This window comes from Antarctobacter sediminis, assembly GCF_019218285.1.
Lineage (GTDB): Bacteria > Pseudomonadota > Alphaproteobacteria > Rhodobacterales > Rhodobacteraceae > Antarctobacter > Antarctobacter sediminis.
In genome coordinates, this window is sequence record NZ_JAHUZG010000005.1 from 1 (window position 1) to 25,737 (window position 25,737).

31 protein-coding genes and 1 tRNA gene are annotated in these 25,737 nt (G+C 64.0%); 8 read left to right on the forward strand and 24 right to left on the reverse strand.

The window, feature by feature from the left end; genetic code table 11:
* Positions 1-114 precede the first annotated feature (114 nt).
* The 4 genes from KJP30_RS20470 to KJP30_RS20485 all read right to left on the reverse strand — a co-directional run bounded on the left by KJP30_RS20470 (position 115) and on the right by KJP30_RS20485 (position 3,626).
* Positions 115-1,473, reverse strand: coding sequence for a hypothetical protein (locus KJP30_RS20470; RefSeq protein WP_218451234.1), 1,359 nt, complete (start codon positions 1,471-1,473; stop codon positions 115-117).
* A 143-nt stretch (positions 1,474-1,616) separates the two neighbouring features.
* Positions 1,617-2,417, reverse strand: a complete 801-nt coding sequence (locus tag KJP30_RS20475) for a metal ABC transporter permease (RefSeq protein ID WP_218451235.1) — start codon at positions 2,415-2,417, stop codon at positions 1,617-1,619.
* The gene (locus KJP30_RS20480) at positions 2,407-3,117 is read right to left on the reverse strand and encodes a metal ABC transporter ATP-binding protein (RefSeq protein WP_246594680.1); all 711 of its coding nucleotides are present in this window, start codon (positions 3,115-3,117) and stop codon (positions 2,407-2,409) included. Before KJP30_RS20480 ends, KJP30_RS20475 begins: the two co-directional genes overlap by 11 nt.
* Positions 3,118-3,146: 29 nt before the next feature.
* Positions 3,147-3,626 (reverse strand): Fur family transcriptional regulator, encoded by a 480-nt coding sequence (locus tag KJP30_RS20485; protein ID WP_218451237.1) that lies wholly within the window; start codon positions 3,624-3,626, stop codon positions 3,147-3,149.
* 108 nt (positions 3,627-3,734) lie between these two features.
* Here KJP30_RS20485 and KJP30_RS20490 point away from each other — a divergent pair, with 108 nt between their 5' ends.
* Complete coding sequence (locus KJP30_RS20490; protein WP_218451238.1) at positions 3,735-4,769, forward strand: zinc ABC transporter substrate-binding protein; 1,035 nt, start codon at positions 3,735-3,737, stop codon at positions 4,767-4,769.
* 13 nt (positions 4,770-4,782) lie between these two features.
* Here KJP30_RS20490 and KJP30_RS20495 read toward each other — a convergent pair whose 3' ends face one another.
* The 19 genes from KJP30_RS20495 to KJP30_RS20585 all read right to left on the reverse strand — a co-directional run bounded on the left by KJP30_RS20495 (position 4,783) and on the right by KJP30_RS20585 (position 18,165).
* On the reverse strand, positions 4,783-5,559 hold the full coding sequence (locus tag KJP30_RS20495) for a LamB/YcsF family protein (protein ID WP_218451239.1): 777 nt from the start codon (positions 5,557-5,559) through the stop codon (positions 4,783-4,785).
* Complete coding sequence (locus KJP30_RS20500) at positions 5,556-6,557, reverse strand: 5-oxoprolinase subunit C family protein (protein ID WP_218451240.1); 1,002 nt, start codon at positions 6,555-6,557, stop codon at positions 5,556-5,558. The genes KJP30_RS20495 and KJP30_RS20500 overlap by 4 nt, the downstream gene beginning before the upstream one ends.
* The gene (locus KJP30_RS20505) at positions 6,554-7,297 is read right to left on the reverse strand and encodes a 5-oxoprolinase subunit B family protein (protein ID WP_343222802.1); all 744 of its coding nucleotides are present in this window, start codon (positions 7,295-7,297) and stop codon (positions 6,554-6,556) included. The genes KJP30_RS20500 and KJP30_RS20505 overlap by 4 nt, the downstream gene beginning before the upstream one ends.
* A 144-nt stretch (positions 7,298-7,441) precedes the next feature.
* Positions 7,442-8,686, reverse strand: coding sequence for an aminotransferase class V-fold PLP-dependent enzyme (locus KJP30_RS20510; RefSeq protein ID WP_218451241.1), 1,245 nt, complete (start codon positions 8,684-8,686; stop codon positions 7,442-7,444).
* On the reverse strand, positions 8,686-8,868 hold the full coding sequence (locus tag KJP30_RS20515) for a DNA gyrase inhibitor YacG (protein WP_218451242.1): 183 nt from the start codon (positions 8,866-8,868) through the stop codon (positions 8,686-8,688). The genes KJP30_RS20510 and KJP30_RS20515 overlap by 1 nt, the downstream gene beginning before the upstream one ends.
* A complete protein-coding gene (locus KJP30_RS20520; protein ID WP_218451243.1) occupies positions 8,865-9,896 on the reverse strand; it encodes a ribonuclease E/G in 1,032 nt (343 codons plus the stop codon). Before KJP30_RS20520 ends, KJP30_RS20515 begins: the two co-directional genes overlap by 4 nt.
* Complete coding sequence (locus tag KJP30_RS20525) at positions 9,893-10,483, reverse strand: Maf family protein (RefSeq protein WP_246594672.1); 591 nt, start codon at positions 10,481-10,483, stop codon at positions 9,893-9,895. The genes KJP30_RS20520 and KJP30_RS20525 overlap by 4 nt, the downstream gene beginning before the upstream one ends.
* Positions 10,484-10,645: 162 nt before the next feature.
* Positions 10,646-10,864, reverse strand: coding sequence for a translation initiation factor IF-1 (infA, locus tag KJP30_RS20530; protein ID WP_023849011.1), 219 nt, complete (start codon positions 10,862-10,864; stop codon positions 10,646-10,648).
* Between the two features lie 123 nt (positions 10,865-10,987).
* Positions 10,988-11,872, reverse strand: coding sequence for a carbon-nitrogen hydrolase family protein (locus KJP30_RS20535; protein WP_218451244.1), 885 nt, complete (start codon positions 11,870-11,872; stop codon positions 10,988-10,990).
* A 9-nt stretch (positions 11,873-11,881) separates the two neighbouring features.
* Complete coding sequence (locus KJP30_RS20540; RefSeq protein ID WP_218451245.1) at positions 11,882-12,463, reverse strand: GNAT family N-acetyltransferase; 582 nt, start codon at positions 12,461-12,463, stop codon at positions 11,882-11,884.
* Positions 12,463-12,864, reverse strand: coding sequence for a ketosteroid isomerase-related protein (locus tag KJP30_RS20545; RefSeq protein ID WP_218451246.1), 402 nt, complete (start codon positions 12,862-12,864; stop codon positions 12,463-12,465). Before KJP30_RS20545 ends, KJP30_RS20540 begins: the two co-directional genes overlap by 1 nt.
* Positions 12,865-12,918: 54 nt before the next feature.
* Positions 12,919-13,365 (reverse strand): arsenate-mycothiol transferase ArsC, encoded by a 447-nt coding sequence (locus KJP30_RS20550; RefSeq protein WP_218451247.1) that lies wholly within the window; start codon positions 13,363-13,365, stop codon positions 12,919-12,921.
* A gap of 1 nt (position 13,366) precedes the next feature.
* Positions 13,367-13,846 (reverse strand): UPF0262 family protein, encoded by a 480-nt coding sequence (locus tag KJP30_RS20555; RefSeq protein ID WP_218451248.1) that lies wholly within the window; start codon positions 13,844-13,846, stop codon positions 13,367-13,369.
* Positions 13,847-13,971: 125 nt separating this feature from the next.
* Positions 13,972-14,394: an arsenate reductase (glutaredoxin) gene (arsC, locus tag KJP30_RS20560; RefSeq protein WP_218451249.1), complete on the reverse strand. Its 423-nt coding sequence runs from the start codon at positions 14,392-14,394 to the stop codon at positions 13,972-13,974.
* Between the two features lie 45 nt (positions 14,395-14,439).
* Complete coding sequence (gene arsC, locus KJP30_RS20565; protein ID WP_218451250.1) at positions 14,440-14,793, reverse strand: arsenate reductase (glutaredoxin); 354 nt, start codon at positions 14,791-14,793, stop codon at positions 14,440-14,442.
* Between the two features lie 45 nt (positions 14,794-14,838).
* Positions 14,839-16,140, reverse strand: coding sequence for a histidinol dehydrogenase (gene hisD / locus KJP30_RS20570; protein ID WP_218451251.1), 1,302 nt, complete (start codon positions 16,138-16,140; stop codon positions 14,839-14,841).
* 99 nt (positions 16,141-16,239) lie between these two features.
* Positions 16,240-16,719 carry a DUF2948 family protein gene (locus KJP30_RS20575; protein WP_218451252.1) on the reverse strand — a complete coding sequence of 160 codons (480 nt, stop codon included), beginning with the start codon at positions 16,717-16,719 and terminating at the stop codon, positions 16,240-16,242.
* Entirely contained in the window at positions 16,716-17,987 is a 1,272-nt protein-coding gene (gene murA, locus KJP30_RS20580; protein ID WP_218451253.1) for a UDP-N-acetylglucosamine 1-carboxyvinyltransferase, read from the reverse strand. Before murA ends, KJP30_RS20575 begins: the two co-directional genes overlap by 4 nt.
* 7 nt (positions 17,988-17,994) lie before the next feature.
* Complete coding sequence (locus tag KJP30_RS20585; RefSeq protein WP_218451254.1) at positions 17,995-18,165, reverse strand: hypothetical protein; 171 nt, start codon at positions 18,163-18,165, stop codon at positions 17,995-17,997.
* A gap of 138 nt (positions 18,166-18,303) precedes the next feature.
* On the opposite strand from KJP30_RS20585, the gene KJP30_RS20590 reads away from it, so the two are divergent.
* Positions 18,304-18,378: transfer RNA gene (locus KJP30_RS20590), tRNA-Thr, on the forward strand.
* A gap of 344 nt (positions 18,379-18,722) precedes the next feature.
* Here KJP30_RS20590 and KJP30_RS20595 read toward each other — a convergent pair.
* A complete protein-coding gene (locus tag KJP30_RS20595; RefSeq protein ID WP_218451255.1) occupies positions 18,723-18,932 on the reverse strand; it encodes a hypothetical protein in 210 nt (69 codons plus the stop codon).
* Between the two features lie 81 nt (positions 18,933-19,013).
* Here KJP30_RS20595 and KJP30_RS20600 point away from each other — a divergent pair, with 81 nt between their 5' ends.
* From KJP30_RS20600 to ptsP, 6 genes are all read left to right on the forward strand, one after another.
* Positions 19,014-20,243, forward strand: coding sequence for a 3-deoxy-D-manno-octulosonic acid transferase (locus KJP30_RS20600; protein ID WP_218451256.1), 1,230 nt, complete (start codon positions 19,014-19,016; stop codon positions 20,241-20,243).
* A 52-nt stretch (positions 20,244-20,295) separates the two neighbouring features.
* Positions 20,296-20,721 carry a DUF1178 family protein gene (locus KJP30_RS20605; protein ID WP_218451257.1) on the forward strand — a complete coding sequence of 142 codons (426 nt, stop codon included), beginning with the start codon at positions 20,296-20,298 and terminating at the stop codon, positions 20,719-20,721.
* 31 nt (positions 20,722-20,752) lie between these two features.
* Complete coding sequence (locus KJP30_RS20610; protein WP_218451258.1) at positions 20,753-21,397, forward strand: SDR family oxidoreductase; 645 nt, start codon at positions 20,753-20,755, stop codon at positions 21,395-21,397.
* Positions 21,375-21,854, forward strand: a complete 480-nt coding sequence (locus KJP30_RS20615) for an SgcJ/EcaC family oxidoreductase (RefSeq protein WP_218451259.1) — start codon at positions 21,375-21,377, stop codon at positions 21,852-21,854. The genes KJP30_RS20610 and KJP30_RS20615 overlap by 23 nt, the downstream gene beginning before the upstream one ends.
* Positions 21,855-21,955: 101 nt before the next feature.
* Positions 21,956-23,194 (forward strand): aspartate kinase, encoded by a 1,239-nt coding sequence (locus KJP30_RS20620; protein WP_218451260.1) that lies wholly within the window; start codon positions 21,956-21,958, stop codon positions 23,192-23,194.
* A 269-nt stretch (positions 23,195-23,463) separates the two neighbouring features.
* Positions 23,464-25,716, forward strand: a complete 2,253-nt coding sequence (ptsP, locus tag KJP30_RS20625) for a phosphoenolpyruvate--protein phosphotransferase (protein ID WP_218451261.1) — start codon at positions 23,464-23,466, stop codon at positions 25,714-25,716.
* Positions 25,717-25,737: the final 21 nt, after the last annotated feature.

The following is a 25,737-nucleotide window of genomic DNA, read 5'->3' on the forward strand; positions in this document are numbered from 1 at the left end:
ACGGTCTGGTCGCGGACCTCTTCACCGCCGTCCCGGAACTGACCGAGAAACTCTGAGCGCACCCAAAAGCGCGAAAAAACGAAAAGGCCCGCCATTCGGCGGGCCTTTGGTGTGTTAGCCAAGCGCAAAGGCAAAGACCAGCACCCAGACCGACAGAAGCACACCCAGAACGGCGACGAAAACTCCGTTCCAACGCAGGCCCACGTGCAGCGCGCTGACGTTGCCAAAGGATCCAATCAGCAGCGTCGTGGCGGTAAAGGGTGAACACAGGCCCGAAATTGCCCAGCCCGCCGCGATTGCCGCAACAACCGCCGCAGGGGCCACACCCAGCACCTCGGGGGCGGGAATGACCGGCGCAAACAACGTCACCGCAAGGATCGGGTTCATGCCCAATTGTCCCAGCACCGGAACCAGCCAGACAAGCCCGATCAGCACGACCCATGTCGGCAGCGCCGCAAGGTCGATCCCTGCCCCGGCCACCACCGGGCCCAGCAGAGGCCCGCCTACCGTACCGATGTAGCCCGCCATCATCAGCAGCGTGACCTCGCCGCGCGCACCGGGCAGTTCGACGGTCACATAACGGTGCAAACGGCTGCGCAGGCTGAAATCCAACCCGCCGCCGCGATGCTGGATCAACACCCAGCCCAGCGACAGCGCCGGCACCACCAGCATAACGATCCCGACAATCCGCAGGCCGGTTTCCTCGTGCAGCACGGCGACGGTCACGCCCAGCAAAACCAACAAAAGCAGCAAAGGACGCAACAGCCGCCACGACCCTTCCACCGGTCCCCTTGGTGGCGACGGCACGGTAAGGCGCGGTTTGAAAATCGTGTCCAGAGCCCAGCCCGACACGAGGATGATCGCCGAAGTCCCGACACCCGCCACCACGGACTCGGCCCAGCGCGCACCGGGGATCAGCGCATTGGTGATGGCCATGGAAAACCCCAGAGGCGACCACGGCAGGGACGAGATGAAGCCTCGCTGGATCGCCAGCAACATGCGCCGGATGCGATGGCGGCGAATCTCGGCGTTGGCTTCGCGTGCGGCACTGGTGGTGGCCAGCGCCCCTAAAAGCGAGATCGCACCGTAATTCAGCAGCAGTGCGAACAGATGGCTGCCCACTGTGAGCGCCGCGTACCGACGGCCCGGCGGTTGCTCGGCAAGGAAACTGCCCGCCGCGCGGATCGCAGGCGACGTCTCGGCCACGTTGCGCAGGGTGGTCAGCGCCGCAAAAAATGCGCCAATAAATGCCGCCGAGGCAAAGCCGCGCAGGATGGTTTCTTGCCAGCCCGGCAAGGTGGCCGCCGCGACAGCCGTCAGCAGCACCGCCGCAAGGATGAACCCCTGCCGCGACCGGGCGACCTTGCCCGCCATCAGCGCCACAAGAAGGACCACCAGCACCGGCAAGAGAAAGGACAGGCCCGTCAGCCGCCATTCGTCCAGCGTGACCAGAACGGTCAGCAGAACGAGCATGGCGCCTGTCGCCGCGTCCAGCCTGTCTGTGCCCTGTGATGAAATAACGACTCTCCCGGCATGGTCCGTCCAGTCCGGGACCAGTCCTACCGGTCAAAACCGCCGGGCGATAGTTCGAAACGATGCCCGCGCGTTTAGCGCTTTCAGACGCTGCGCGCGCCGGTCACGCGCCCAAAGATCGAGCTTAGTGCAAACAGCGCCGCCGAGGCGCAAACGATGCTGGGACCGGCCGGCGTGTCAAATGTCCATGCCGCCCAAAGTCCGCCCAGCGCCGAAACCACGCCCACAGTGGCGGTGCCCGCCAACATCTGTTCCGGGGTCGAAGACAGCGGTCGCGCCGCCGCCGCCGGGATGACCAGCAGCGCGCCGATCAGCAGCGCCCCCACGACCTTCAGCGCGACCGCGACAACAAGCGCCAGCGCCAGCATCAGGATCACCCGCTCTCGTTCCGGGTTCAATCCCGAGGCGGCGGCCAGATCCGGCGAAATGGTCGAGGTCAGCAAGGCCTGCCAGCGCCAGCCGATCAGCGCGGCAACCGCCGCCCCGCCCAGCCAGATCACCAAGAGGTCCATCCGGCTGACGGCGAGGATGTCGCCGAACAGATAAGCCTCCAGATTGAGGCGCGGGCCGTTCAACAGGCTGGCTGCCACAAGGCCAAGAGCAAGCGCCCCATGCGCTGCGACGCCCAGAACCATATCGGCGCCAAATCCACGCCCCGACAAGCGCGCCACGCCAAAGGCAACCACCAGCGCCACCGCCAGGGTGCCCGCGAAGACAGGCACCGACAAGGCCAGCGCCAGCGCCACGCCAAGGATCGCCGCATGCGAGGTTGCATCGCCGAAATAGGCCATCCGCCGCCAGACGACGAACACGCCCAACGGCGCCGAGGCCAGCGCCGCCCCGACAGCGGCCAGCGCTGCGCGGACAAGGAAATCATCCAGCATTGCAGGCCTCTCCCGGTGCGTGATCGTGGCTGTGTGTATGTTGGTGGCGATACAGCGCCAGCGCACCCTTGGTCCCAGTGCCGAAAAGCGCGCGATATTCCTCGGCCTGCGCCACCACCTCGGGGCGTCCCTCGCAGCAGACGTGACCGTTCAGGCAGATCACCCGGTCCGAGGCGCTCATGACCACGTGCAGTTCGTGGCTGACCATCAGCACGGCGCAGCCAAGCCTGTCCCGCAGGTCTTCGATCTGGCGGTAGAAACTGGCCTGCGCCGGCTGGTCCAGCCCGGTGGTCGGTTCATCAAGGATCAGGATCTGCGGATCGTTCAACAGCGCCCGCGCCAAAAGCACCCGCTGGAATTGCCCGCCTGACAGCGCGGCAAGCTGGCGTTGCGAAAGATCGCCCGCGCCCGAAGCTTCCAGCGCGGCTTGCCGGGCCTCTGCGCTGACACGCTGCAGCAGGTTCAGGAACCGCGCCACTGTCATCGGCAACGAACCATCCAGCCGCAACCCCTGCGGCACATACCCAAGGCGCAGGCCGCGGGCCCGCGTCACCTTGCCCCGAAGTGGTTTCATCGCTCCGATCAAGGCGCGCAGCAACGTCGACTTGCCAGAACCGTTCGGACCAACCACGGTCACGATCTCGCCGGGGGCAATCGCGAAATCCACATTGCGCAGCACGTCCAGCGTGCCGTGCCGCATGGTCAGGCCACGCGCCTCGATCAGGGATGTCACTGATCCGCCTCCGCGCATGAGGGGCACAGGCCCTCGGCTTCGATCGCCACGCGTTCCACCTTGAACCCCAATTCCGAAGCCGACTCTCGCAGCACCTGCGAGGCCCGCCGTCCCGGCGTTTCCGCCACCGAGGAACAACCGCGACAGATCAGGAAACAAGGGGCGTGCTGCTCTCCCGGAGAGCCGCAGGCGATAAAGGCGTTCAGCCGTTCGATCCGATGCGCAAACCCATTGGCCACAAGGAAATCCAGCGCCCGGTATGCCACCGGGGGCTGGGACCCCTTGCCCTCTTCCCGCAGCACGTCCAGCACCTCATAGGCCCCCATCGCGCGATGTTCGGCCAGAAGGATCTCCAACACGCGGCGCCGCACGGGCGTGAACTGCAATCCCTGCGCGCTACAGGTCTCTTCGACCGTACTAAGCGCGGTGGCAATGCAGTGATGGTGGTCGTGATGTTCGAACCCTTTGGCTTCCATGTCGCGACTCTCCTTCGGGTTTGGGGTTGATATGGTATAACGTTGTGCCGTACAAGCCCGCAGATGTTACATTGTAACACTCCAACGCTTTTCAAGATCCGAGGCCCCATGCTGCGCTCCCTTCTCCTTACCGCCTGCCTAGTCCTTCCGCGACCCTTGCTGGCAGATACCCCCCGCGTCGTGACCGATATCGGCCCGGTTGAAAGTCTTGCCACCATGGTTCTGGGGGATCTGGGCACCCCCGAACGGCTGCTGGCGCCCGGTGCCTCGCCGCATACGCTGGCGCTGCGCCCCAGCCAGGCGCGCGCCCTGTCGAACGCCGATCTGGTTGTCTGGGTCGGTCAGGGTCTTACGCCGCAGTTGGACGGCCAGATCGAGACGCTGGCAAGCTCTGCCCGTCACCTGCCGCTGGGCGAGGCAGAGGGCATTCTGCTGCTGGAATTCCGGGACAGCGGGTTGTTCGAACATGACCACGGCCACGACGAACATGATGAGCACGACGATCATGATCACGCTGACCATGACGATCATGACGATCACGATCACGGTGATCACGATGACGATCACCACGATGATCACGACGACCATGATCACGCAGAGGCCGGTCATGATGATCATGGCCACCACGGAGCGAATGATCCGCATCTTTGGCTGTCCCCCGAGAATGCGACAACCGCATTGACCCTGATTGCCGATGCCCTGTCCGATCTGGATCCCGAAAACGCGGCAACCTATGCCGCCAATGCCAAGACCGGAGCGGCCAGCATCGCCAAGGCCGAGGCCGAAGCCCGCGCGGCACTAACCTCGGTCGGGGATCGCCCGATTGCCGTGGCGCATGATGCCTATCAGTATTTCGAAGCGCATTTCGGCCTGACCGTAACCGGCGCCATCTCGGATGCCGAGGCCAATACCCCCGGGCCGGCGCGCCTTGCCGAACTGCGCGACGGGATCGCAGACGACCGACCGGCCTGTGTCCTGATCGAACCGGGCACTGACGCGCGCCTGCTGGAAACCGTCAAGGCCAGCGGCATCCCGACCGCGATCGTGGACCAACTGGGCGCTGATCTTCCCAGCGGTGCGGGGTTCTACCCGGCGCTGATCCTTGGCATGGCGGAGAAAATCGCCGATTGCGTCGGCAACTAAAGCGCGCCGGGGCCTATGCGGCCCCGCGCCGTCCCTCAAAACAGCGCACCCTGACGCCCGCGTCCTCCAGCGCAGACCGCACGGCACGGGCCATAGGCAGCGCTGTTGCCCCGTCGCCATGCAGACAGATCGTGTCGATGGCGGCGGGGATCGGCTCTCCCTCTTCGGGCAGGATCGCCCCGGCTTTCACCATCTCGACGATCCGCGGAGCCGCGGTCTGAGGATCATGCAGAACCGCCCCCGGCAGCTTGCGATCCACCAAAGTGGCATCGGCATTATAAGCCCGGTCGGCAAAGATCTCTCCGGCCCAGCGACAGCCCAGCCGTTCGACCACGCGCTGTTGCGCCGTCGCGGCCAGCACCATGACGATGATCTCGGGCGCGACCTCCAGCGCGGCACCGTAACAGGCCTCGGCCAGCCCCTCGTCTTCAGAGGTCATGTTGGACAGCGCGCCATGCAGTTTCAGGTGGCGCACCTCGGCACCGACCGCCCGCGCCATGCCCAGCGCCGCGCCAAGTTGGTACTGCACCATATGGCGCACGGATTTTTCCGGCAGGTGCATCCGGCGCCGTCCGAATCCCTGAAGATCGGCAAACCCCGGATGCGCTCCAATACCGACACCACGGGCCAACGCCGTCCCCATGGTCTCGGCCATCACATCCCAGTCACCGGCATGAAAGCCGCAGGCGACATTGGCGCTGGTCACCACGTCCAGCAGTTCGGCGTCCTGCCCCATAACCCAAGGGCCAAAGCTTTCGCCCATGTCGGCATTCAGATCGACAGTAGTCATGGCATCTCCTCCCCCGCGGTCACACCGCTGATGAATTCATAGGACAGCAGGTCCGGCATCTCGGCCGGGTTCCTCAGCAAGGGTCGCACGACCAGCCCCGCCAACAGGCGGCGATAACCGGCCTCGGCCTCCAGCGCCTCGGCCCGGGTGACAAACCGGAACCGCAGCGCGGCCCCCGGTGCAGCCTGCGCCACCTTTGGCAAATCGGCCGGAATAACGGTCCCGATACGCGGATAGCCCCCGGTCGTCTGGCATTCGTTCAACAGGACGTATGGCGCCCCATCGCCCGGAATCTGGATGTCACCGGCAGTGATCACCTCCGAGAGGATGCTCTGCCCGGCCGTCAGCCCATACCCCTCCCCCTCGGGCACAAGGCGGATCCCCATGCGGTTGCCCCGGCTGTCCCGGGTAAACCGCTCCTGCGTGAAACGATCCCGCATGTCTTTCGGGAAAAACGCGGTTTGCAGCGACGGCAACACCCGCAAATCGCCCCCCGAAAACCGCGCCATCGGGTCCAGAGTCAGTCCAATGGCACGCCCGGCGTCCCCGCTCAACAGCAGCCGATCCCCGGTCTGCAAAACCCGGCCAAGCCCCGCACTCAGATGGGCCGACCGCGCCCCCAGTTTCTCCGGCAGGTCCAATCCGCCACCAAGCGTGAGATAGCCATAGACGCCGGACAGGGCCCCGCCAATCTCCAGCACGGCCCCCGAGGGCAACATGTGACTGGCGTTCCACGCCAAGGGCACCCCGTCCACGGTGGCCCGCATCGGCGCGCCGGTCAGGGCGATCCGACGCGCGGCCTCAACCCGGAAACGCCCGCCAAACCCGGCCATTTCCAAGGCGACACCCGGCGCCTGCCGCAACAGCGCCGCCCCTTCGGCCAACGCCATGGGATCAGCCGCTCCACCCCGCGACAGGCCCAGAGCCATATAGCCCGGACGCCCGCCATCCTGCACACTCACCCCCGGTCCGGCCTGCAAGACCTCCAGCACGCTCATGTCAAAGGCTCCATCACGACGCCGCCGGCCGGATCCGCCGAAAGCCGGTCCCAGGCTCCGGCTTCCACCGCGTCGAACTGCACCTCGTCCCCGGGCCGCAAAAGAAACGGACGATCGCCCTCTGGCCGAAACAATGGCGCAGCCGTCCGGCCAACTTGCCGCCACCCGGTCGGAGCCGACACTGAGAACAGGACAAACTGCCGGATCGCCACGACAAGCGCCCCTTCGGGCACCTTCGGGGTCAATCCGCTCTGACGCGGGATGTCCCAGACCTCGGGCAAAGTGCCAAGATAAGGCTGCCCCGGCGCGAACCCGATGGCATTGACCCGAACCCTGGCCGTAGACAGCGCCTCCACCGCAGCCTTTGCGCTCAGCCCGGCCGCCTCTGCCGCCTCGTCCAGCTGTGGCCCGAAACTGCCGCCGTAAACCGTCGGGATCCGCAGGAAACGACGTCCATCGGGCATCGGCGCCGCGTACCAGTCTTCCCGCGCCAACCGTGCCTCCAGATCCGCCACCAGAGCCTCAAGCGTCAGCGCCATGGGATCGAACCGCAGATAGGTGGACACCAGCGACGTCGAACATTCCTCGACCCCGTCAGGAGGATCCCGCTCGATCGCAGCCCGAAAGGCCAGCGCCGCGCGGTTCGCGGCCTCCGACAATGCGCCGCCAAATTGCACGATCACCCCGTCCAGTCCGATGGGTTCAATGTGCGGAAACTCTCGTTCGGGCAACCCTGTCACCACCTGCGCTCCTTTTCGCACAGACCAGCATGCAGGCCGGCGGTTGTCCACCGCCGCGCCTTCCAGCACCCGGCCCGGGCTTCTTCTTGGCAAAAATACTCCGGGGGAGCCGAAGGCGGGGGCAGAGCCCCCAAATGCACGCCCTCAGCCGAGAATGCTGCGCATCGCAGTCAGGAACGCCCGCACTTCGTCCATCGAATTGTAATGCGCGAGCGAAACCCGCACGCAATCGGCCTGCCCCAAGGGCTGCAACACGTTGCCGGAATAGTGATCCGCCTTTCGCGTATGGGTCCGGATGCCCTGCGCGTTCAGGCCCGCGACAATCTCGGCCGAATCCCGGCCTTCGGCCCAGAAACTCACCAACCCTTCGCGCGCAGGATTGTCGGCACCGCCGACGATCTGAACACCCGGCAAATCCGTCAGCCCGGCGAGGTTGCCGGTGCCATGGATCATTGCCTTGCACAGGCCCGCCTCTTGCGCGTGGATGGCATCGCGCGCCGCCGCCAGCCGTCCGACCCGCGTCCCGGCATCGGACAACTGCCCGCCCAGCCAGTCGAAATACTCCACCACCTCCGAGAAGGTGGCATAGGCACCGGTGTCGCGTGTGCCCAGTTCCCAGTTGCCCGCCGGGCCGCCGATCAGCGCGTCATGCGCCAGCGCCGTCAGCCGGTCCGAAGCCCATGCAAGCCCATAACCGTGGCGCGAAAAGACCTTGTAAGGCGAGATGACATAGCCGTCGACACCCGCTCCGGCCACATCGATGTGGCCGTGGCAAGCGTGCTGGATGCCATCGACGATGATGAAACACTCGGGCGCGACCGCCCGGATCGCCGCCGCGATCCCCGCAAGGTCCATGCCCATGCCCGTCACCGGCGACGTATGCAGGATCGTGGCCACCGCCATATCCGGCGTGACATGTGCGGCATAGGCCTCGGGTGTGACCTGTCCCGTGGCGTCGTCATGCGGGATCAGCACATGTTTGCGCCCGGACACTTCGGCCCAGCGCGCCATGGCGCTGCGCGAGGCCGGATGTTCCACGGTCGACCCCAAGGCCTGTCCCGCCCCCGCGCCAAGGCAGGCGTCCCGGATCAGGCGGAACAATAGCTCGGTGCCGCTTTCGCCAACGATCACCGCGCCGCCTTCGGCACCGACAAAAGCCCGCAGATCCTCGCGCGCCTTCGCGATCACCTCGACCAAAGCCTTGGAGGCGGGGTTGTCCCGCCCCTGATTGTCGGGGATCGCGGCAAAACGCGCCGAGACCTCGACAACCGAATTCAGTGTCAGCGCCCCGCCCGCGTTTTCGAAGAAGACCCGCTTGCCGGTAAAGGGGCAGTCCTCGACATGGGCAAAGCGCCCGCGGATCTGGGTCAGCAGAGCATCGTCGAACATCAGTGGGGTTTCCGTTCTTCTTCGGCCACGGCCTGCGCGGCGTCTTCCATGTCCTGAGGGTCGTCCGAGGGGATGGCATAGCCTCCCCCCAGCCATTTCGCGAGATCGACATCCGCGCAGCGCTTTGAGCAAAACGGACGGTATGCCGCCTCGCTCGGCTTGGCACAAATCGGGCAGCTCATATCAGGTCCTTCAGGGCCACGCGGTCGCGCTTGCGCTGCAACTCCAGCAGGCCCAGCGTCGTCCATCCGGCCACGACGGTTTCAGTCGTTTCGGTTTTTAGCGCGGCCTTCAGCACGCTTTCGATCTGGCGACGGTCCTTTTTGACCATCGGGGCCGGGTCGATCACGATCTGCCCGCCAAGCCCCCGCAGGCGCAACTGGCGCGGCAATTCGCGGAAAGCGGCGATATTGGCCTTGAGCCCCGCCGCGGGCGATGTATCGCCGCCGGTGTTCACATCCACTGCGACCAAGGCCGAGGTCGGTTCGATGACCATGCTGCCCCCGGTCGGCAAACTGACCTTGGCGCGGCGCAGCGCCTCGACAGCGTCGCTTACGCCGTGGCGGTCAAAGGCACCTTCGCCCTCATCCACCTCGGCCGGTTCGGCCCATTCCCGCCATGCCAGCGCGTGGGGGCCATCGCCCTCGACCAGCAATTCGGCATCGCCTTCGGTGTCGGCCAGAACGGCCCGCGCCAGTCCGGACATGGCCAGCAAGTCATCCATGATCGCATCGGCTGCGTCAGGATGCGCCGAAGACCGCAGGATCACCCCCGCGCCCTCGGGCAGCGGGCTTTCGGCCACGGCCTCATGGGCGATTTCCAGCAACTCGTCGCGCAGTTCGTCATCCCGGATCTGCCGCGAGACATTGATCCCCGGCGCGCCCGGCGTGACGATGGCATAGCGCGATTTGAACAACAGCCGTGTCGTGACAGGGATCGCCTTGCCCGGTTCGGCATAGCCTGTCACCTGCACCAGCAGGCGGTCGCCGGGGCTCAGGCCCTTGACCTGTCGCAAAAAGGCATTGCCGTCCGGGGTGCGCAAGAACAGCCCGCCTTGCCCTTTCATCGGCCGTTCGACCACGCCACGATAAATTGACCCTGGACGCGGCAGATCCGCGTCGATCAACAGGTCTTCCAGCTGTCCGTCCACCAGCAGCGCGGCCGCCTCGCGGCCGTCCCACTGATCCAATGCGATTGTTCTGCCCTTCATGAGCGCGCTTTGTAGAGCGGATACCCCGCCGCTTGAAGCAGATTCGCGGTCTCGGCCAAGGGCAACCCCACAACCGCCGTGAAGGAACCGCTGATCCATGGGATCAACGCCCCTGCCGGCCCCTGAATGGCATAGCCTCCCGCCTTGCCGCGCCAGTCGCCGCTGGCGAGATAGGCGTTCAACTCTTCGTTCGACAGCATCTTCATCTTGACCTGCGTGACCACGTCGCGCTCCCACAGCTTGTCGCCCCGGCGCACCGCCACGGCGGTGATGACCCGATGGCGACGACCTGACAGCGCGGTCAGAAAACCCGCGGCTTCCTTCTCGTCCTCCGGCTTGCCAAGGATACGGCGCCCCAGCGCCACGGTCGTATCCGCCGACAGCACGACCTCTTCGGGGTCCGCCGGGATCGCCAGCGCCTTTTCGCGCGCCAGCCGCACGCAATAGGGGCGCGGCAACTCGCCCTTGCGCGGATCCTCGTCAATGTCGGGCGGGCGGATGTCATCAGCCGAGACTCCCAGTTGCGCCAGCAGCTCGCGCCGGCGCGGGCTGCCGGATCCCAGGATCAGGCGGGGCATATCGGACATGTGGAACTCCTTGCGACAGCAGCACAGGCTTCACCAGAGGTCCGCGCCGGATGCAAGCAAAAGCGGCAGACACCGCCCAAAGGAAAAGCGGCCCGAAAGGGCCGCTTGTCACGCGCGCCGAAGCGCGTTTCCCGTTGTTCAGACCCGCAAAGGCCCCGCTGCTTACTTGAAGCGATAGTTGATCCGACCCTTGGTCAGATCGTAGGGGGTCATTTCGACCTGAACCCGGTCGCCCGCGAGGACACGGATGCGGTTCTTGCGCATCTTCCCTGCCGTATGTGCGATGATCTCATGGCCGTTATCAAGCTCGACCCGGAACGTCGCGTTCGGCAGGAGTTCCTTCACGACACCGGGAAATTCGAGCGTATCTTCCTTGGCCATGGTCTCTCCTGAATCGAAAACCGCGCTCTCGGCGCGGCGCGCCATAATATGCGCTTCTGCAGCGCGGAATTCAAGCCAGAAGTTCCGGCGTATCCCCCGGGGCTGCCCGTGACAAAAGCGCCCTCAGCGCAGGCGCTCGACCTCGGGCGGGCCATCACGCCCCTCCTGATCCTGCCAGTGCAGGCGGTTCAGCACCACACCATTGCGCCGGACCTCGGCAATCGCGGCCATATCAACATCGGCATAGGTCCATCCCGGTACGTTCAGCGCGCCCTCGGCAAAGATGCCCGTCGCCGGAAAGCCCGTATCCGGCGGACCAAAGATCGCGCCGCGCCCGACACTGACATCGATTGCCTCGCTCCAGTCCGCCTCGCCCACGACAGAGGACATGACCGCGACGCATTGCGCCTCCAACGCGCGGGCCTGCGCGCCGATGCGCACACGTGAATGCCCGGTCAGCGCCTCGGTGACAGAGGGCACCAGCAGAATATCCACCTCGGACAGCGCCCGTCCCAGCAGGGGAAACTCACTGTCGTAGCAAATCAGGATTCCAATCCGCCCCAACACCGTGTCGAAGACCCGCAAAGGACCGCCCGGCGCGATATGCCATTCCTCACGCTCAAACCGGGTCATGATCTGCTTGTCCTGCACGCCCATCCCCCCTGTCGGGGTAAAGAGGCGCGCGCGGTTCACCGGGCGTTCCGCGACCGATGAATCGAACACGGGTGCCGAGGCTGCAAGGATATGCACGCCGAACCGTCCGGCCAGATCGGAATGCAGGGCATCCGCCGCCGGGATCCGCTCGGCCACGGCATGGATCGAGGCCTCGAGATCCAGCGCCGTTTCGCGGCCTTCCAGCGTCGACAACTCCATCGCACCATATTCCGGAAAGACCAGCAACTGCGCGCCCTCACCCGACGCCTCGCTCACCCATCGGGTGAGCTTGTCAACGTAAGCATCCCAGTTGTTTAGAAAATCCGCAGGATAGCTTGCTGTTGCCACCTTCATGTCATCACCTCACAAAGCCCGGATCCAGAACTGTAGCGGCTTTTCTGTTTCGGCGTCCTGATCAATGTCTTTCCAGCGGAACCGCGCGATCGCACCGTCCAACGGCGCATAGCCGCGCTTGCGCCAGAACGGATCGAGCGGCGCGTAATCCGCAGGCCGCAAAGGATGGTCCTTTGGCCGGACAACCCCGCAGAACGCGGCATGTTTCCGCCCCAACGCCCGCGCATGACCTTCCCGCAGATCAAAGAAACGATGCCCGACACCGCGCCCGCGATAGTCTGGCAACAGCACGGATTCGGCACAGTAAAAGACCTCGGACAGATCATACCCCGTGCCCGCGAAGGCGCCGCCGAAATCATCGGCGTGATCCTCCAGCGGCGTCCCCGTGGCCGCACCCACCAGCCGGTCACCGTCAAATGCCCCGACAAGCACCGCGTTTTCGCTGTCTCGATAGGTCTGGAGATAGCCGCGCTCATAGTCGAAGTCCCCATCGTAAAGATAAGGAAAGGCGCGAAAAACCGTAATCCGCAACTGCGCCACATCGTCCAGCGCCGCTTCCAGCGCGGCGCCGGTCAGCACCTCGACCCGCATCAGGAAACCTGCCGCACCCAGTCAGCAAGGTTGTAAAAGGTCACAACCCGCGTGATCTTGCCGTCCGCCAGCGAAAAGAAGGACCCCGCCGGAAGGCAGTAAGTCTGGCCTTTCGCCTCGGGCAGGCCCTCGTCGGTTTCCAGATATGTCCCGTTGACCACGAATTCGGCCGCGCCGCGCGTGCCGTCCTCATTGGCGAAAATCACCATGTCGGTCAGGTTTTCACGGTAGCAGCGGTTCATATGCTCGCAAAAAGACCGGAACAGGTCTTTGCCAACCCGAACCTGACCTTCGTTTACGTGATGCGCCACATCGTCGGACAAGCAATCCAGCATTCCTGCCACGTCACCCGCATTGAATGCCGCAAAATAGCGTGCCACCACATCCCGCGCCTGTTCCATGCGCAACTCCCTGTATCTTCTCTGTGAAATTTCCCGGAAAAGCGACGCTGCCGCTTAGTCCGCTTCCCATTGATCGCGCAGCCGTTTCACCAACTGGTCACGTGTCTGCCGGTAGGCATTCAGCTTTTGCTCACGCGTTTCGCCAATGCCTGTCGGATCCATCACCGGCCAGTAATCCACCGTCAGGTGGTAATACCGGGTCAGTTCCAGCGCGCGCCGCTGAGAGGCCGGGGACAGCGTGACGATCAGGTCGAAACCTGACAGCATCTCGCCCATCTGCTCCATTTCCTCGAAACTGCGCGACCGGTGCCGCTCCAGCTCTACCCCGATTTCGCGGCAGGCGGCGATGGCGAAACCGTCAATTTCCAGATCGTTCACGACACCGACCGATTGAACGTAAGTCTCTGTCCCGTAAAGCTTCTTCATGACGCCTTCGGCCATCGGAGACCGCACGGCGTTGTGGTCGCAGGCAAAAAGGATCGACTGCGGCAATTCAAGCACTTCAGCCCCCGAAATGCAGCACGCAGACAAGGGTGAACAACCGCCGGGCGGTGGCGTCATCAACCTCGACCTTGCCCTCCAGACGTTCCTGAAGGATGCGCGCACCTTCATTGTGAATCCCGCGACGCGCCATGTCGATGGTTTCGATCTGGCTGGGAGGCAGGGTCTTGACCGCGTCGAAATAGCTTTTGCAGATCTGGAAGTAGTCCTTCACCACCTGCCGAAACGGCGACAAAGACAGGTGAAATTCCGCTGCCTTTTCATGACCTTCCGTGGTGACGTCAAAGACAAGCCGCTTGTCCCGGATCGACAGGCCCACATTGTACGGTCCCGTCGGGACTTCGCGATCCTCGCGCCCGGGCAGAACAAAGGAGTTTTCTTCCATCAGGTCGAACATGGCGACACGGCGCTCTTGCTCGATCTCCGGCGTCGGCGGCGGAAGATTGGCGTCATCCAGTTCGATATGCGCGATGCGGGTCATGGGCGGCATCCTGAAAGCTTGCCTTGGCTTAGCGCGGCCCGCGCGCGGGGGCAATGGCACGAATTGGTCCATTGCCCTCGGGCGGGGCATCAAGCCGGCCTTCACCGTGCCCTTCATCGACAGGATCAGTCGGGACGACGGCCTTCGGCGTCCAGCACCATCCCGCCGTCCTCCTTGAACACCGGCCCGTCCGGCCAGCGTTCGATGATCTCCAGCACCGTTTCGGACGGGCGGCACAGGCGGACGCCTAGCGGAGTGCAGACGATGGGCCGGTTCACAAGAATGGGATGTTCCAGCATCGCGCCCAGCAACGCCTCGTCTGACACCTCGGGATCGGTCAGGCCCAGTTCCTCGGCCGGGCTGCGCCGGACGCGCAGCGCCTCTCGCGGGGTGAGATTCGCGGCAGCAAAAAGCGCAAGCAGTTGCGCGCGGGTCCACCCCTCTTCGAGATAAAGCACCACATGCGGATCATACCCCGCAAGACGCAGGAAATTCAGAACGTTCCGGGATGTCCCACAGTCGGGGTTGTGATGGATGACAACAGACATGAGGCCCCTCTTCTCATGCCAATGTAACCCTGTTGTGTCGCAGCCTCAGTCGCCCAGAAGTTCACCAACCAGTTCGGGCGGACGACACAGACGAACACCGCGCGGCGAACATACGATAGGCCGCTCCACCAATTCGGGATGCGCAACCATGGCGTCGAGGATCGCTTCCTCGCTCACACCCTCTTCCAACAAGCCCAATTCCTTGGCTTGACCGCGCGCAGTGCGCAGCACGTCCCGCGCGTCAAGGTCCGCCACGGCAAACAGGGCCTGCAACTGGGGCTTGGTCCAGCCGGTTTTCATGTAGGGCACGACAACCGGATCCTGGCCCGCGTCGCGGATCAGTTGCAGGGCAGCCCCCGACTTGGAACAATTCGGGTTGTGAAAGATGACGATCGCCATGTTCTGATCCTGTTTGGTTCGCCTTCCGGCGGTGTCGCGCGCCCCTTATCGGTTCAGCTTGTCCAGCCGCGCAGTCACGCTTAGCCCATGCGCTTCAAGGCTTTCGGACTGCGCCAGAACCTCTGCCGCCGGACCGATGGCCCGCAGGCTTTCCGGTGTCATGCGCGCCATGGTGGTCCGCTTCAGGAAATCCATCACCGAAAGCCCCGAGGAAAAACGCGCCGACCGCGCCGTCGGCAACACGTGGTTCGGGCCACCGACGTAGTCACCGATCGCTTCGGGCGTCCACTGACCAAGGAAGATCGCCCCGGCGTGGATGCATTTCGCGGCCAGCGACTCGGGGTCTGCAACGCAAAGCTCGAGGTGTTCCGGTGCAATACGATTCGACAGCACAGCCGCTTCGTCCAAGTCGCGCACCGTGATGACCGCGCCAAAGTCACGCCACGATGCGCCCGCGATGGCGCGACGTTCCAGTGTTTCCAAACGCTTGTCGATGGCCTCGGCCACGGCGCGGCCGAAATCCGCATCGGTCGTGATCAAAAGCGACTGCGCGCTTTCATCGTGTTCGGCCTGACTCATCAGGTCCAGCGCGATCCAGTCGGCATCGTTTTCGCCATCCGCGATCACCAGAATTTCCGACGGGCCAGCGATCATGTCGATGCCCACCTTGCCAAAAACCCGCCGCTTGGCAGCCGCGACAAAGGCATTTCCCGGCCCGGTGATCTTGTCGACAGGGGCGATGCTTTGCGTGCCATAGGCCAGTGCCGCCACAGCCTGAGCGCCGCCGATGCGATAGATCTCATCCACCCCGGCCAGCCGCGCGGCCAGCAGGACTAACGGGTTCACAACGCCATCCGGCGTCGGCACCGTGATTGCCAGCCGTTCGACCCCGGCAACCTTGGCCGGGATGGCATTCATCAGGACCGACGAAGGATAGGAGGCCAGCCCGCCGGGCACGTAAAGACCAGCCGCCGAAACCGCCGACCAACGCCAGCCCAATGTCGCCCCTTGGGCATCGGTCCAGCTTTGATCCTCTGGCATCTGGCGCAGGTGGTAGGCGCGGATCCGCTGCGCCGCCGTTTCCAGCGCCTGCCGTTCCGCTTCTCCGACCTTGCTGCAATGTTCTTCGATCTCGGCCTCGGAAAAGCGGAGGCGATCCGCGTTCAGGTCCAGCCGGTCAAACTTGGCGGTCAGTTCCAGCACCGCCTCATCGCCCCGGGCGCGCACATCGGCGATGATCCCGGCCACCACGGCATCCACGTCCGGGCTGTCTTCGCGTTTGGCACCCAGCAGCGCGGCAAAGGCGGTTTCGAAATCATCCTGACGGCTATCGAGAAAGACGGGCATGCAGACCTCCGCTATATCAAGCGCGTCTTAGCCCGCCCCCCCGTCAGCCTCAAGCACCTGCCGGGGCGGGCAGATGCGACCAATTCCTGCAACCTGCGATCAGGCGCCGTGATCGGGCACCTTGCCCGAGGGGGCGATATAGGGGCGCGTCACGTCTTTCAGCGATACTTCCAGGGCTTCGACCCGGGCCCGCAGCGCACCATCGCCAGCAAGCGTCAGCACCACGAACCCTTCGGCGTCTTCCCCTGCTTCGAAACCCAGGGACAGGACTTGCAGGATCATGTCCTTGTCCGAACGATCCACGCCCTGACTGGAAACGCCCAACACGTTGTCGATCACCAAAAGGGATTGCACCCGTTCGACAGGGCGGCCGCGCTGGCGCGCGGTTGCCACGTCTTCCCAGCGCAGACGGTTGACCAGAAGGCCCAGCCGACGCTGCGTGGCTTGCCAGCGGATCTCTGTCACCGGCAGCACGGCATCCTGCACGAGGCTGGAAATCACCTGCAAATCCTCGGCATCCAGCGCGCCAAGGTTCAGCGGGCGTTCGGCCCCATCTTCGAAACGGGCGTCTTCGGTCATGTGCCGCTGATCCTTTCGATCCGGGCGCCAACGGCAGAAAGTTTGCCTTCGACATCCTCATAGCCGCGATCAAGGTGGTAAACACGGCTGACCACGGTTTCCCCCTCGGCCGCCAATCCGGCAAGGATCAGCGAAACGCTGGCACGCAAATCGGTCGCCATGACCGGCGCGCCCCGCAAGCGTTCCACGCCAGTGACCTTTGCGGTGCCGCCATGGACGTCAATCTGCGCACCCATCCGCATCAGTTCCGGCGCGTGCATGAACCGGTTCTCAAAGATCTTTTCCTCAAGCACCGAAACGCCTTCTGCCGTGCAAAGAAGCGCCATCATCTGCGCCTGCAAATCCGTCGGGAATCCCGGGAAGGGTTCCGTGGTCACGTCCACCGCCGACACGCGTCCGTTGCGACGTGCCACTTTCAGGCCTTTCTCGGTCTCTTCGACCGAAATACCGGCTGCATCCAACCGCTCGCAAAATGCCGCGACCAGATCCATGCGCCCGCCAAGACAAGTGATTTCGCCACCGCAGACCGCCGGTGCCAGCATGTAAGTGCCCAATTCGATCCGGTCGGTCACCACCGCATGGGTCGCACCGCCCAGCCGGTCGACACCTTCGATGGTGATGGTCGAGCTGCCCTCGCCGTCGATCTGCGCGCCCATCTTGCGCAGGCATTGCACCAGATCCACGATCTCGGGTTCGCGCGCCGCGTTTTTCAGAACGGTTGTGCCCTTGGCCAGAACCGCCGCCAACAGCGCGTTTTCCGTGGCCCCGACGGAAACAAACGGAAAGTCCACGATCCCGCCCCTCAGGCCGCCCGCGGGCGCCTTGGCGTGGACATAACCATCCCGCAGGTCCATTTCCGCGCCCATGGCCTCCATCGCCTTGAGGTGGAGATCAACCGGGCGCGCGCCGATGGAACAGCCGCCCGGCAGCGATACTTCGGCATAGCCGAAGCGCGCCAGAAGTGGCCCCAGTACAAGGATCGAGGCGCGCATCTTGCGCACGATGTCATATTCCGCCCGCTGCGAGATCAATCCGTGTGAGGACATCGCCAGCACCTTGCCATCCGCAAGCGAGGACACCTCGGCCCCCAGCGATTGCAGAAGCAACGTCATGGTGCGGATGTCCGACAGACGCGGCGCATTTGTCAGCGTCAGCGGTTCTTCGCTGAGCAGCGTCGCGGGCATCAGCGTCAGGCAGGCGTTTTTTGCGCCCGCAATGGGAATCTCCCCGTTCAGCGGGCCGTTCCCGGTCACTACAATCGAATCCATGCCTGTCCTATTCCTCGCCCGGTGCCGCGCCATCGTCCTTCGGAGCGTTTTCGGCGGCATCCTGTCGTGCGCGCGCCTGTGCCTTTCGGCGCGCAAGATTGGCCTTCAGCGCCGCCTTCAGCCGCGCATCCCTGCCGTCCCCTGCGCCTTGTCCGCGCCCTTTGCCCTTTTGCTCCATGGCGCGGGTTTACCGCAGGCGCGATAGCGGGTCCAGACTGCGGCAGAGCGGCGACGGGCGGATCGGCGATTTTTTCCGATAGTTTTTCAAATGACCTCTTGCGGGGTCCGAAATTTGGGTCTATCAGGCCCGCCACACGCTGCTGTAGCTCAGAGGTAGAGCACTCCCTTGGTAAGGGAGAGGTCGAGAGTTCAATTCTCTCCAGCAGCACCATCCTCCTCAAATCGATGGTGTTAGGTGACCCGGAACCGGGTTTCTGAAAGCGCCGCCACATTTCACGCATCGCGCGAGGATGTTCTTGCAGTCCGCTGTTTTCAAAAAGAAAATACCTCCCCATCGAGCAAACATGCGCTGCCTTCCGGTTTCGGCGAAAACTCCTGAATCTTGGACCTATGGTTATCCACAGCAATAAACGCTGGCAAAGGCTGAGACTCGCGCGAGGAATGGGGTTCATCCCCTGCCGCCTCTGAACTGGGCAAATTGCCCGTCCGCGCGGCACGGCCTCCCAAGGGGCCGCTGCGCAGGGAAACGGGCAAAAAATCGCTTATAGACAACCTTCATGCGAAGTTGAGCCATTTGCGGGCCAAAATGATCGCATAAGGATAAGCCTTCGCGTCACATCTTGCCGCAACAGCATCGACATTGGATCCATGCGTTGAAACAAAGAGGCTGAAAACAAAAGCATTTTTCTTCGACCGCTTCTCGCCCTCCAAATCGTCAAAAACACATGGTTTCGCCGGTTTCGGCGCGCTGACGACCACCAACACCGCCGGGACTTGCCAAGCCGTGCCCCCGCAGCCTATCCGCTAGCAACGCCAGTCGGCCCGCCGGGATGGAACCTGATACACGTGCTACTTTACCGCCTGCTTCTCAGCCTTTTCGCCGCAGTCACCCTGACCAAAGCCCTCCGGCGCGGCGGACTGGCCTCGGCTCGCGCCCGGCTTGGGGTCGGATCTGCTCGGGGCGGCACGCATATCTGGCTGCACGGGGCATCGAACGGCGAGCTGGCCTCGGTCCGCCCCCTCTTGGAAAAACTGATCGAGGCGCGCCCCGATTTGGCTTGGCTGATCACGGCCAATACTGAAACAGGGGTGGCGCTTGTCGACGGTTGGCGGCTGCCTCGTGTCTCTGCGCTCCTCGCGCCACTTGATCTGGGCCGCCCAACCCGCCGACTGATGCGCGACTGGCAGGTTTGCGCCCATATCGCCCTGGAGGCCGAGCTTTGGCCCAATCGGTTCCGCCTTTGCCCCGGTCCGATCCTTCTGCTGGGCGCGAGGATGAGCGCCGGAACGGCACGCGGCTGGGCGCGACTGTCGGGGCTGGCGCGACGCATTCTGTCCCGGGTCAGTTTTGCCTCGGCTCAGGATGCTGGCAGCGCCGAACGTTTGCAGCAACTGGGCCTGCCCATGCAAGCACGCGGCCCGGTCATTGACCTCAAGGCATTTTATGCGCCCCCCGTCGTGCCGCCGGACGCAGAGCTCGACACCGCATTTGATCGCGGCTCGACGTGGCTGGCTGCCTCGACCCATGAAGGCGATGAAACCGTGGTTCTGGCGGCCCACCGGACCTGCCTCGAACAAACGCCCGGTCTGCGCCTCATCCTCGCCCCGCGCCACCCCCGTCGCGGCAACGAGATCCAGCAGGAAGCCGCAGCGCTAGGCCTAAACGTCGCACGGCGCAGCCTTGGCGATGCGCCCGGCACCGCGCAGGTCTATCTTGCCGACACGATGGGTGAAATGCCTCTGTGGTATGCGCGCGCGGGGCGCGTTTTTATCGGCGGCACGCTGAGTGATCGCGGCGGCCACACGCCCTATGAACCGGCAGCCTACGGCGCAGCACTTTTGCACGGGCCGGACATCCGCAATTTCGCCGCAGCTTTCGGGCGGCTGAAAGAAAACCACAGCGCGGTTGAAATCCGCGATGCACAAGGATTGGCCACCGGCTTGCAGACGCTGGCATCGCCAGAGGCCCAATTGACCGCGGGCACGGCCGCGCGCACCGCCTTGCAGCAAGACGCCGACATTGACGCGCTGGCAGAGTTGGTGTTGAAGCATCTGCCGCCGCCGCGGCAAACTTGATCCGCGGCACGATATCCTTATCTTTCGTACAGTTGCCATCCGGAGCCGGGAGATGATCCAGTACAGCCTGAAATGCACCGAAGGTCACCAGTTCGACAGCTGGTTCCAATCGGCTTCGGCCTTTGACAAGTTGCAGGCGGCGGGCCACGTGGCCTGTGCCATTTGTGGCTCGGCCAAGGTGGAAAAGGCACTGATGGCGCCGCGCGTTGGCCATGGCGAGACAGAGAAGCCGGCAAAGCCGCTGACACGGGAAAAGAACGCCGCCGAACAGGCACTTGCCGCATTGAAGGCACATGTCGAAGCAAATTCAGACTATGTGGGCAACCGATTTGCCCAGGAAGCCCGTGCAATGCACGCCGGAGAGGCCCCCGAACGTCCGATCTGGGGCGAAGCCAAAGGGCACGAGGCCAAGGCCCTGATCGAAGAAGGCATCAAGGTCGCGCCCCTGCCCTTTACACCGACCCGTAAAAGTAACTGATCGCCTGTCGCGACCAAGCCGGAGTATCCACATGCAAATCCTGATTACCGGCGCCAATCGCGGCATCGGCGCGGCGCTGGACAGCGTGCTGACCGCGCGCGGCGATACCGTTCTGGGCACCGCACGGTCCCATCCGGAATACCTGCCGCTGGAGGTCACCGACCCCGCCTCGCACCAAGCGCTCGCGGAGCGGATCGAGGGTCAGCCGATCGACGCGCTGGTCTGTAACGCCGGGGTCTATCTTGATAAGGGACAGAACCTTGCCGACGGCTATCCGGCGCAAATGTGGGCCGACAGTTTCGCCGTGAATGTCACCGGTGTCTTTCTGGCGGTGCAGTCGCTGTTGCCGAATCTGCAACTGTCCAAAGCCCCGCGGATCGCAATCATCTCGTCGCAGATGGCATCGCACACGCGCGCGCCGGGCGGCAGCTACATCTACCGCGCCTCCAAGGCGGCGGCGCTGAACCTCGGCCGCAACCTTGCCACGGACCTTGCGCCGCTGGGCATTGCCGTCGGCATCTATCACCCGGGCTGGGTGCAGACCGACATGGGCGGCGGCACGGCGGAAATCACACCCGAAGAGGCCGCACGCGGCCTTGTCGACCGCATCGACGGGCTGAACCTTGAGACCACCGGCTGTTTCGAGACCTGGGATGGCCGCGCCCATCCCTATTGATCCCGCACCCGAACCAGAGCGGTTCCCGGCCACCTTCGCCGCAGCATGGCACAGCCGGAGTGGTGCGGCGCTGGCCGAGCTTTTTACAGAAGACTCGGTTTTCGTGAACGTCACCGGCCTGTGCCTGCATGGGCGCGCCGAGATCGCCAAGCCTCATGACCGCCTGTTCAGGACCGCCTTTGCGGAAACCATCCTTGCCCCCAGCCGGACGGCCACCCGCAGGCTGTCGGACATCAATGCGCTGGTGCGCTGCCGGTTCACGCTGTCGCGCCATCGCACATATGACGGCAGCATTCGGCCAGATCGCCTGTGGATCACGAGTTTCGTGCTGGAAAAGCGGGCAACCGGCTGGCTGGCACTCAGCGCACAGTTCACCGGAGATACCTCCTCCCCCGAGGCATTGATCGCGGCCGGTCGAATGATCCCGGTTGACCACAGCACCCCGCGTGAAAGCTGAATCGCGGCGGTGCCGCCACAGCGCCCGTTCCTGCGGCCAAACCGCCCTTGCGTGCGCCCCAAACGCGGCGTAAAGGCCCTGCGATCTGAAGGGAAATGCCTATGCCCGTGCTCGTGATGAAATTCGGCGGCACCTCTGTCGCCACGCTGGACCGCATCCGCCGCGCCGCCAAGCGCGTTGGCGTCGAAGTGGCCAAGGGCTATGACGTGATCGTCATTGTCTCGGCCATGTCGGGCGAAACCAACAAGCTGGTCGGCTATGTCGAGGAAACTTCGCCGCTGTTCGATGCGCGCGAATATGACGCCGTCGTGTCGAGCGGGGAAAACGTCACCGCCGGTCTCATGGCGCTGACGCTTCAGGAAATGGACGTGCCGGCGCGCAGCTGGCAGGGCTGGCAGGTTCCGGTCAAGACGACCTCGGCCCATGCCTCGGCCCGGATCGAGGACATCCCGACCGACAATATCACTGCAAAGTTCGCCGAAGGCATGAAAGTGGCCGTCGTGGCCGGTTTCCAGGGCATTTCGCCCGAGGGCCGCATCACCACGCTGGGCCGCGGTGGATCGGACACCACCGCAGTCGCCTTTGCCGCGGCTTTTGGCGCCGAACGGTGCGACATCTATACCGATGTGGACGGGGTCTATACGACCGACCCGCGGATTTGCGAAAAAGCGCGCAAGCTGGACAAGATCGCATTCGAAGAAATGCTGGAAATGGCCAGCCTGGGCGCGAAGGTGCTTCAGACCCGGTCCGTGGAACTGGCCATGCGCTTCAAGGTGCCGCTGCGGGTGCTGTCGAGCTTCGAGGAAATGGATGACGCGGCGGGGACGCTGGTCTGCGACGAGGAAGAGATCATGGAAAGCAATGTTGTGGCCGGTGTGGCCCATTCCCGCGACGAAGCCAAGATGACGCTGGTCTCGGTCGCGGATCGTCCCGGGATCGCAGCGGCGATCTTTACCCCGTTGGCGGATGCCGGCGTCAACGTGGACATGATCGTGCAGAACATCTCGGAAGATGGCCGCACCGATATGACCTTCTCTTGCCCCACCAATCAGGTGGCCCGCGCCGAAAAGGCGATGGAAGACGCCAAGGCCAAAGGCGACATCAACTTTCATGGTATCGTCGCGGATACCAACGTGTCGAAAGTGTCGGTTGTCGGCATCGGAATGCGCTCGGCGGCGGGCGTTGCGGCCAAGTTCTTCCGCGTGCTGGCCGAAGAAGGCATCAACATTCAGGTCATCACCACGTCAGAGATCAAGATCTCTGTTCTGATCGAACGCAAGTACATGGAACTGGCGGTGCAGGCCCTGCATGACGCCTTTGACCTCGACAAGGCGGCCTGAGACAACCCCGCCACGCTTTGGAAAGGCCCCCGCGGGGGCCTTTTGCGTTTCCGCTCGGCCCTTCGGCTGAACGCAGCAACAAGTCAATTAATTGCACGAAATTCTTTCGTTCCCGGCGCAAATGCGTCGATTTTGCGCAAAGCCGAGGTCGCCTGACACCCGCATAACGGGTATTTTCACACCAAGACGGAGAAAAGCCGTTTCCCTTGGGCCCCTTAATGCTCTATTGATGCGGGTCGCATCCAACAGCGACGCGCGGGAAAAAATCCATGCCGACAAACACAGAATCGGAAAGCCGCAAGCTGCTGGGTCGGTTACGCGACACGATGGCCGAGGATGCCGCCGGTCAGGCCCGACTGGACAAGATCACTCACCTGACTGCCGACAGCATGGGGACAGAGGTCTGTTCGATCTACCTGTTCCGCGACCCGGAAACGCTGGAACTTTGCGCCACGCAGGGCCTCAAGCCCGAGGCAGTCCACCAGACCCGGATGAAACTGGGTGAAGGCCTTGTTGGCCGTGTCGCCCGCACCGGCAAGACGATCAACGCCGCTGATGCGCCATCTGAACGCGGGTTCCGCTACATGCCGGAAACCGGCGAAGAGATCTATTCCAGCTTTCTCGGCGTACCGATCCAGCGGCTTGGATCGAAACTGGGCGTTCTTGTCGTCCAGTCGAAACAGGCCCGCCAGTTCACCGCCGACGAGGTCTATGCGCTGGAAGTGGTCGCCATGGTGCTGGCCGAGATGACCGAACTGGGCGCCTTTGTCGGTGAGGGTGCCGCGCTCAAGGCGCGGCATTCGCAATCCATGCTGTTCCGTGGCGGCACCGGGCAGGAAGGCGCGGCCATGGGCCATGTCTGGCTGCACGAGGCGCGCGTGGTGGTGACCAACCCGGTGGCCGACGATCCCGACAAGGAATTGAAACGCCTGCACGACGCCGTGGACAAGCTGCGCGTCAGCGTCGACGAGATGCTGGCCGGGGCCTCTGCCGGATTGGCTGGCGACGGCGATCAGGTGCAGGTGCTGGAAGCCTACCGCATGTTCGCCAACTCAAAAGGTTGGATGCGGCGCATGGAAGAGGACATTGCCCGCGGGTTGTCCGCCGAGGCCGCGGTGGAAAAAGAGCAATCCACCGCCCGTGCCCGCATGTCACAGGTCAATGACGCCTATCTGCGCGAACGCCTGCATGATCTGGACGACCTGTCCAACCGCCTGCTGCGCATCCTGACCGGTCAAGGCCGTCAGACGGGCGCGGAGCTGCCGGAAAACCCAATCCTGATCGCGCGGAACATCGGCCCGGGCGAATTGCTGGAATACAATCGCAAACTCAAGGGCGTGGTGCTGGAAGAGGGCTCGGTCGGCAGCCATGCGGCCATCGTCGCCCGCGCGCTGGCGATCCCGCTGATCATCCACGCAGAACGCATCACCAACGAGGCGCTGAACGGCGATCTGATCCTTGTGGACGGCGATCAGGGTGTGGTCCATCTGCGCCCCGACGATAGCGTGGTCAGCGCCTTTCGCGACAAGATGGCAATGCAGGCCAAGGCGCAGGAACGGTATTCGTCGATCCGCGACACTCCCTGTGTGACCGCCGATGGTGTCCGCATCCAGTTGCACATGAACGCCGGGCTGATGGCCGACCTGCCCTCGCTGGACGGGTCCGGCGCCGAAGGTGTGGGGCTGTTCCGGACAGAACTGCAATTCCTTGTCCGCAACCAGATGCCCAAGCGGACCGAACTGGCCGAACTGTACAAGCGGGTTCTGGACGCGGCGCATGGCAAGCGCGTGATCTTTCGCACCCTGGACATCGGGTCGGACAAGGTGCTGCCCTACATGAAAACGCTGGACGAACCGAACCCGGCGCTTGGCTGGCGGGCGATCCGCGTTGCGCTGGACCGTCCCGGCGTCATGCGGATGCAGTTGCAGGCGCTGGTCCGAGCCGCCGCCGGGCGTCCTTTGTCACTGATGTTCCCCTTCATCGCCCAGTACGAGGAATACGCCCGCGCCCGCGACGAGGTGGAAAAGGTGCTGGCTCGCGAACGCCGCCTTGGTCATCCGGTTCCCGAAAAGCTGGAGGTCGGCACAATGCTGGAAACCCCCAGCCTCGCCTTTGCCTCGCGCCGCTTCTTCGAGGAGGTCGAGTTCCTGTCGATTGGCGGCAATGATCTGAAACAGTTCTTCTTTGCCGCCGACCGCGAAAACGAACTGGTGCGCCGCCGCTATGACACGCTGAACGTCTCCTTCCTCAGCTTCATCGAGGACATCGTGAAACGCTGTGAAAGCACCGGCACACCGCTGAGCTTTTGCGGCGAGGATGCGGGCCGCCCGGTCGAGGCTCTGGTGCTGGCGGCGATTGGCCTGCGGTCTTTGTCGATGCGTCCCGCCTCTGTCGGGCCGGTCAAATCGCTGCTGATGCGCTATTCGCTGAAAGAGGTGCGCGACGTGATCGAAGAAGCCAAGCTGCGCGGCGAACAATCGGTGCGGCAGGCGGTCATGGAGTACCTGCGCGACAATTCCTGACCTGTCCGCTCCTCACGGATA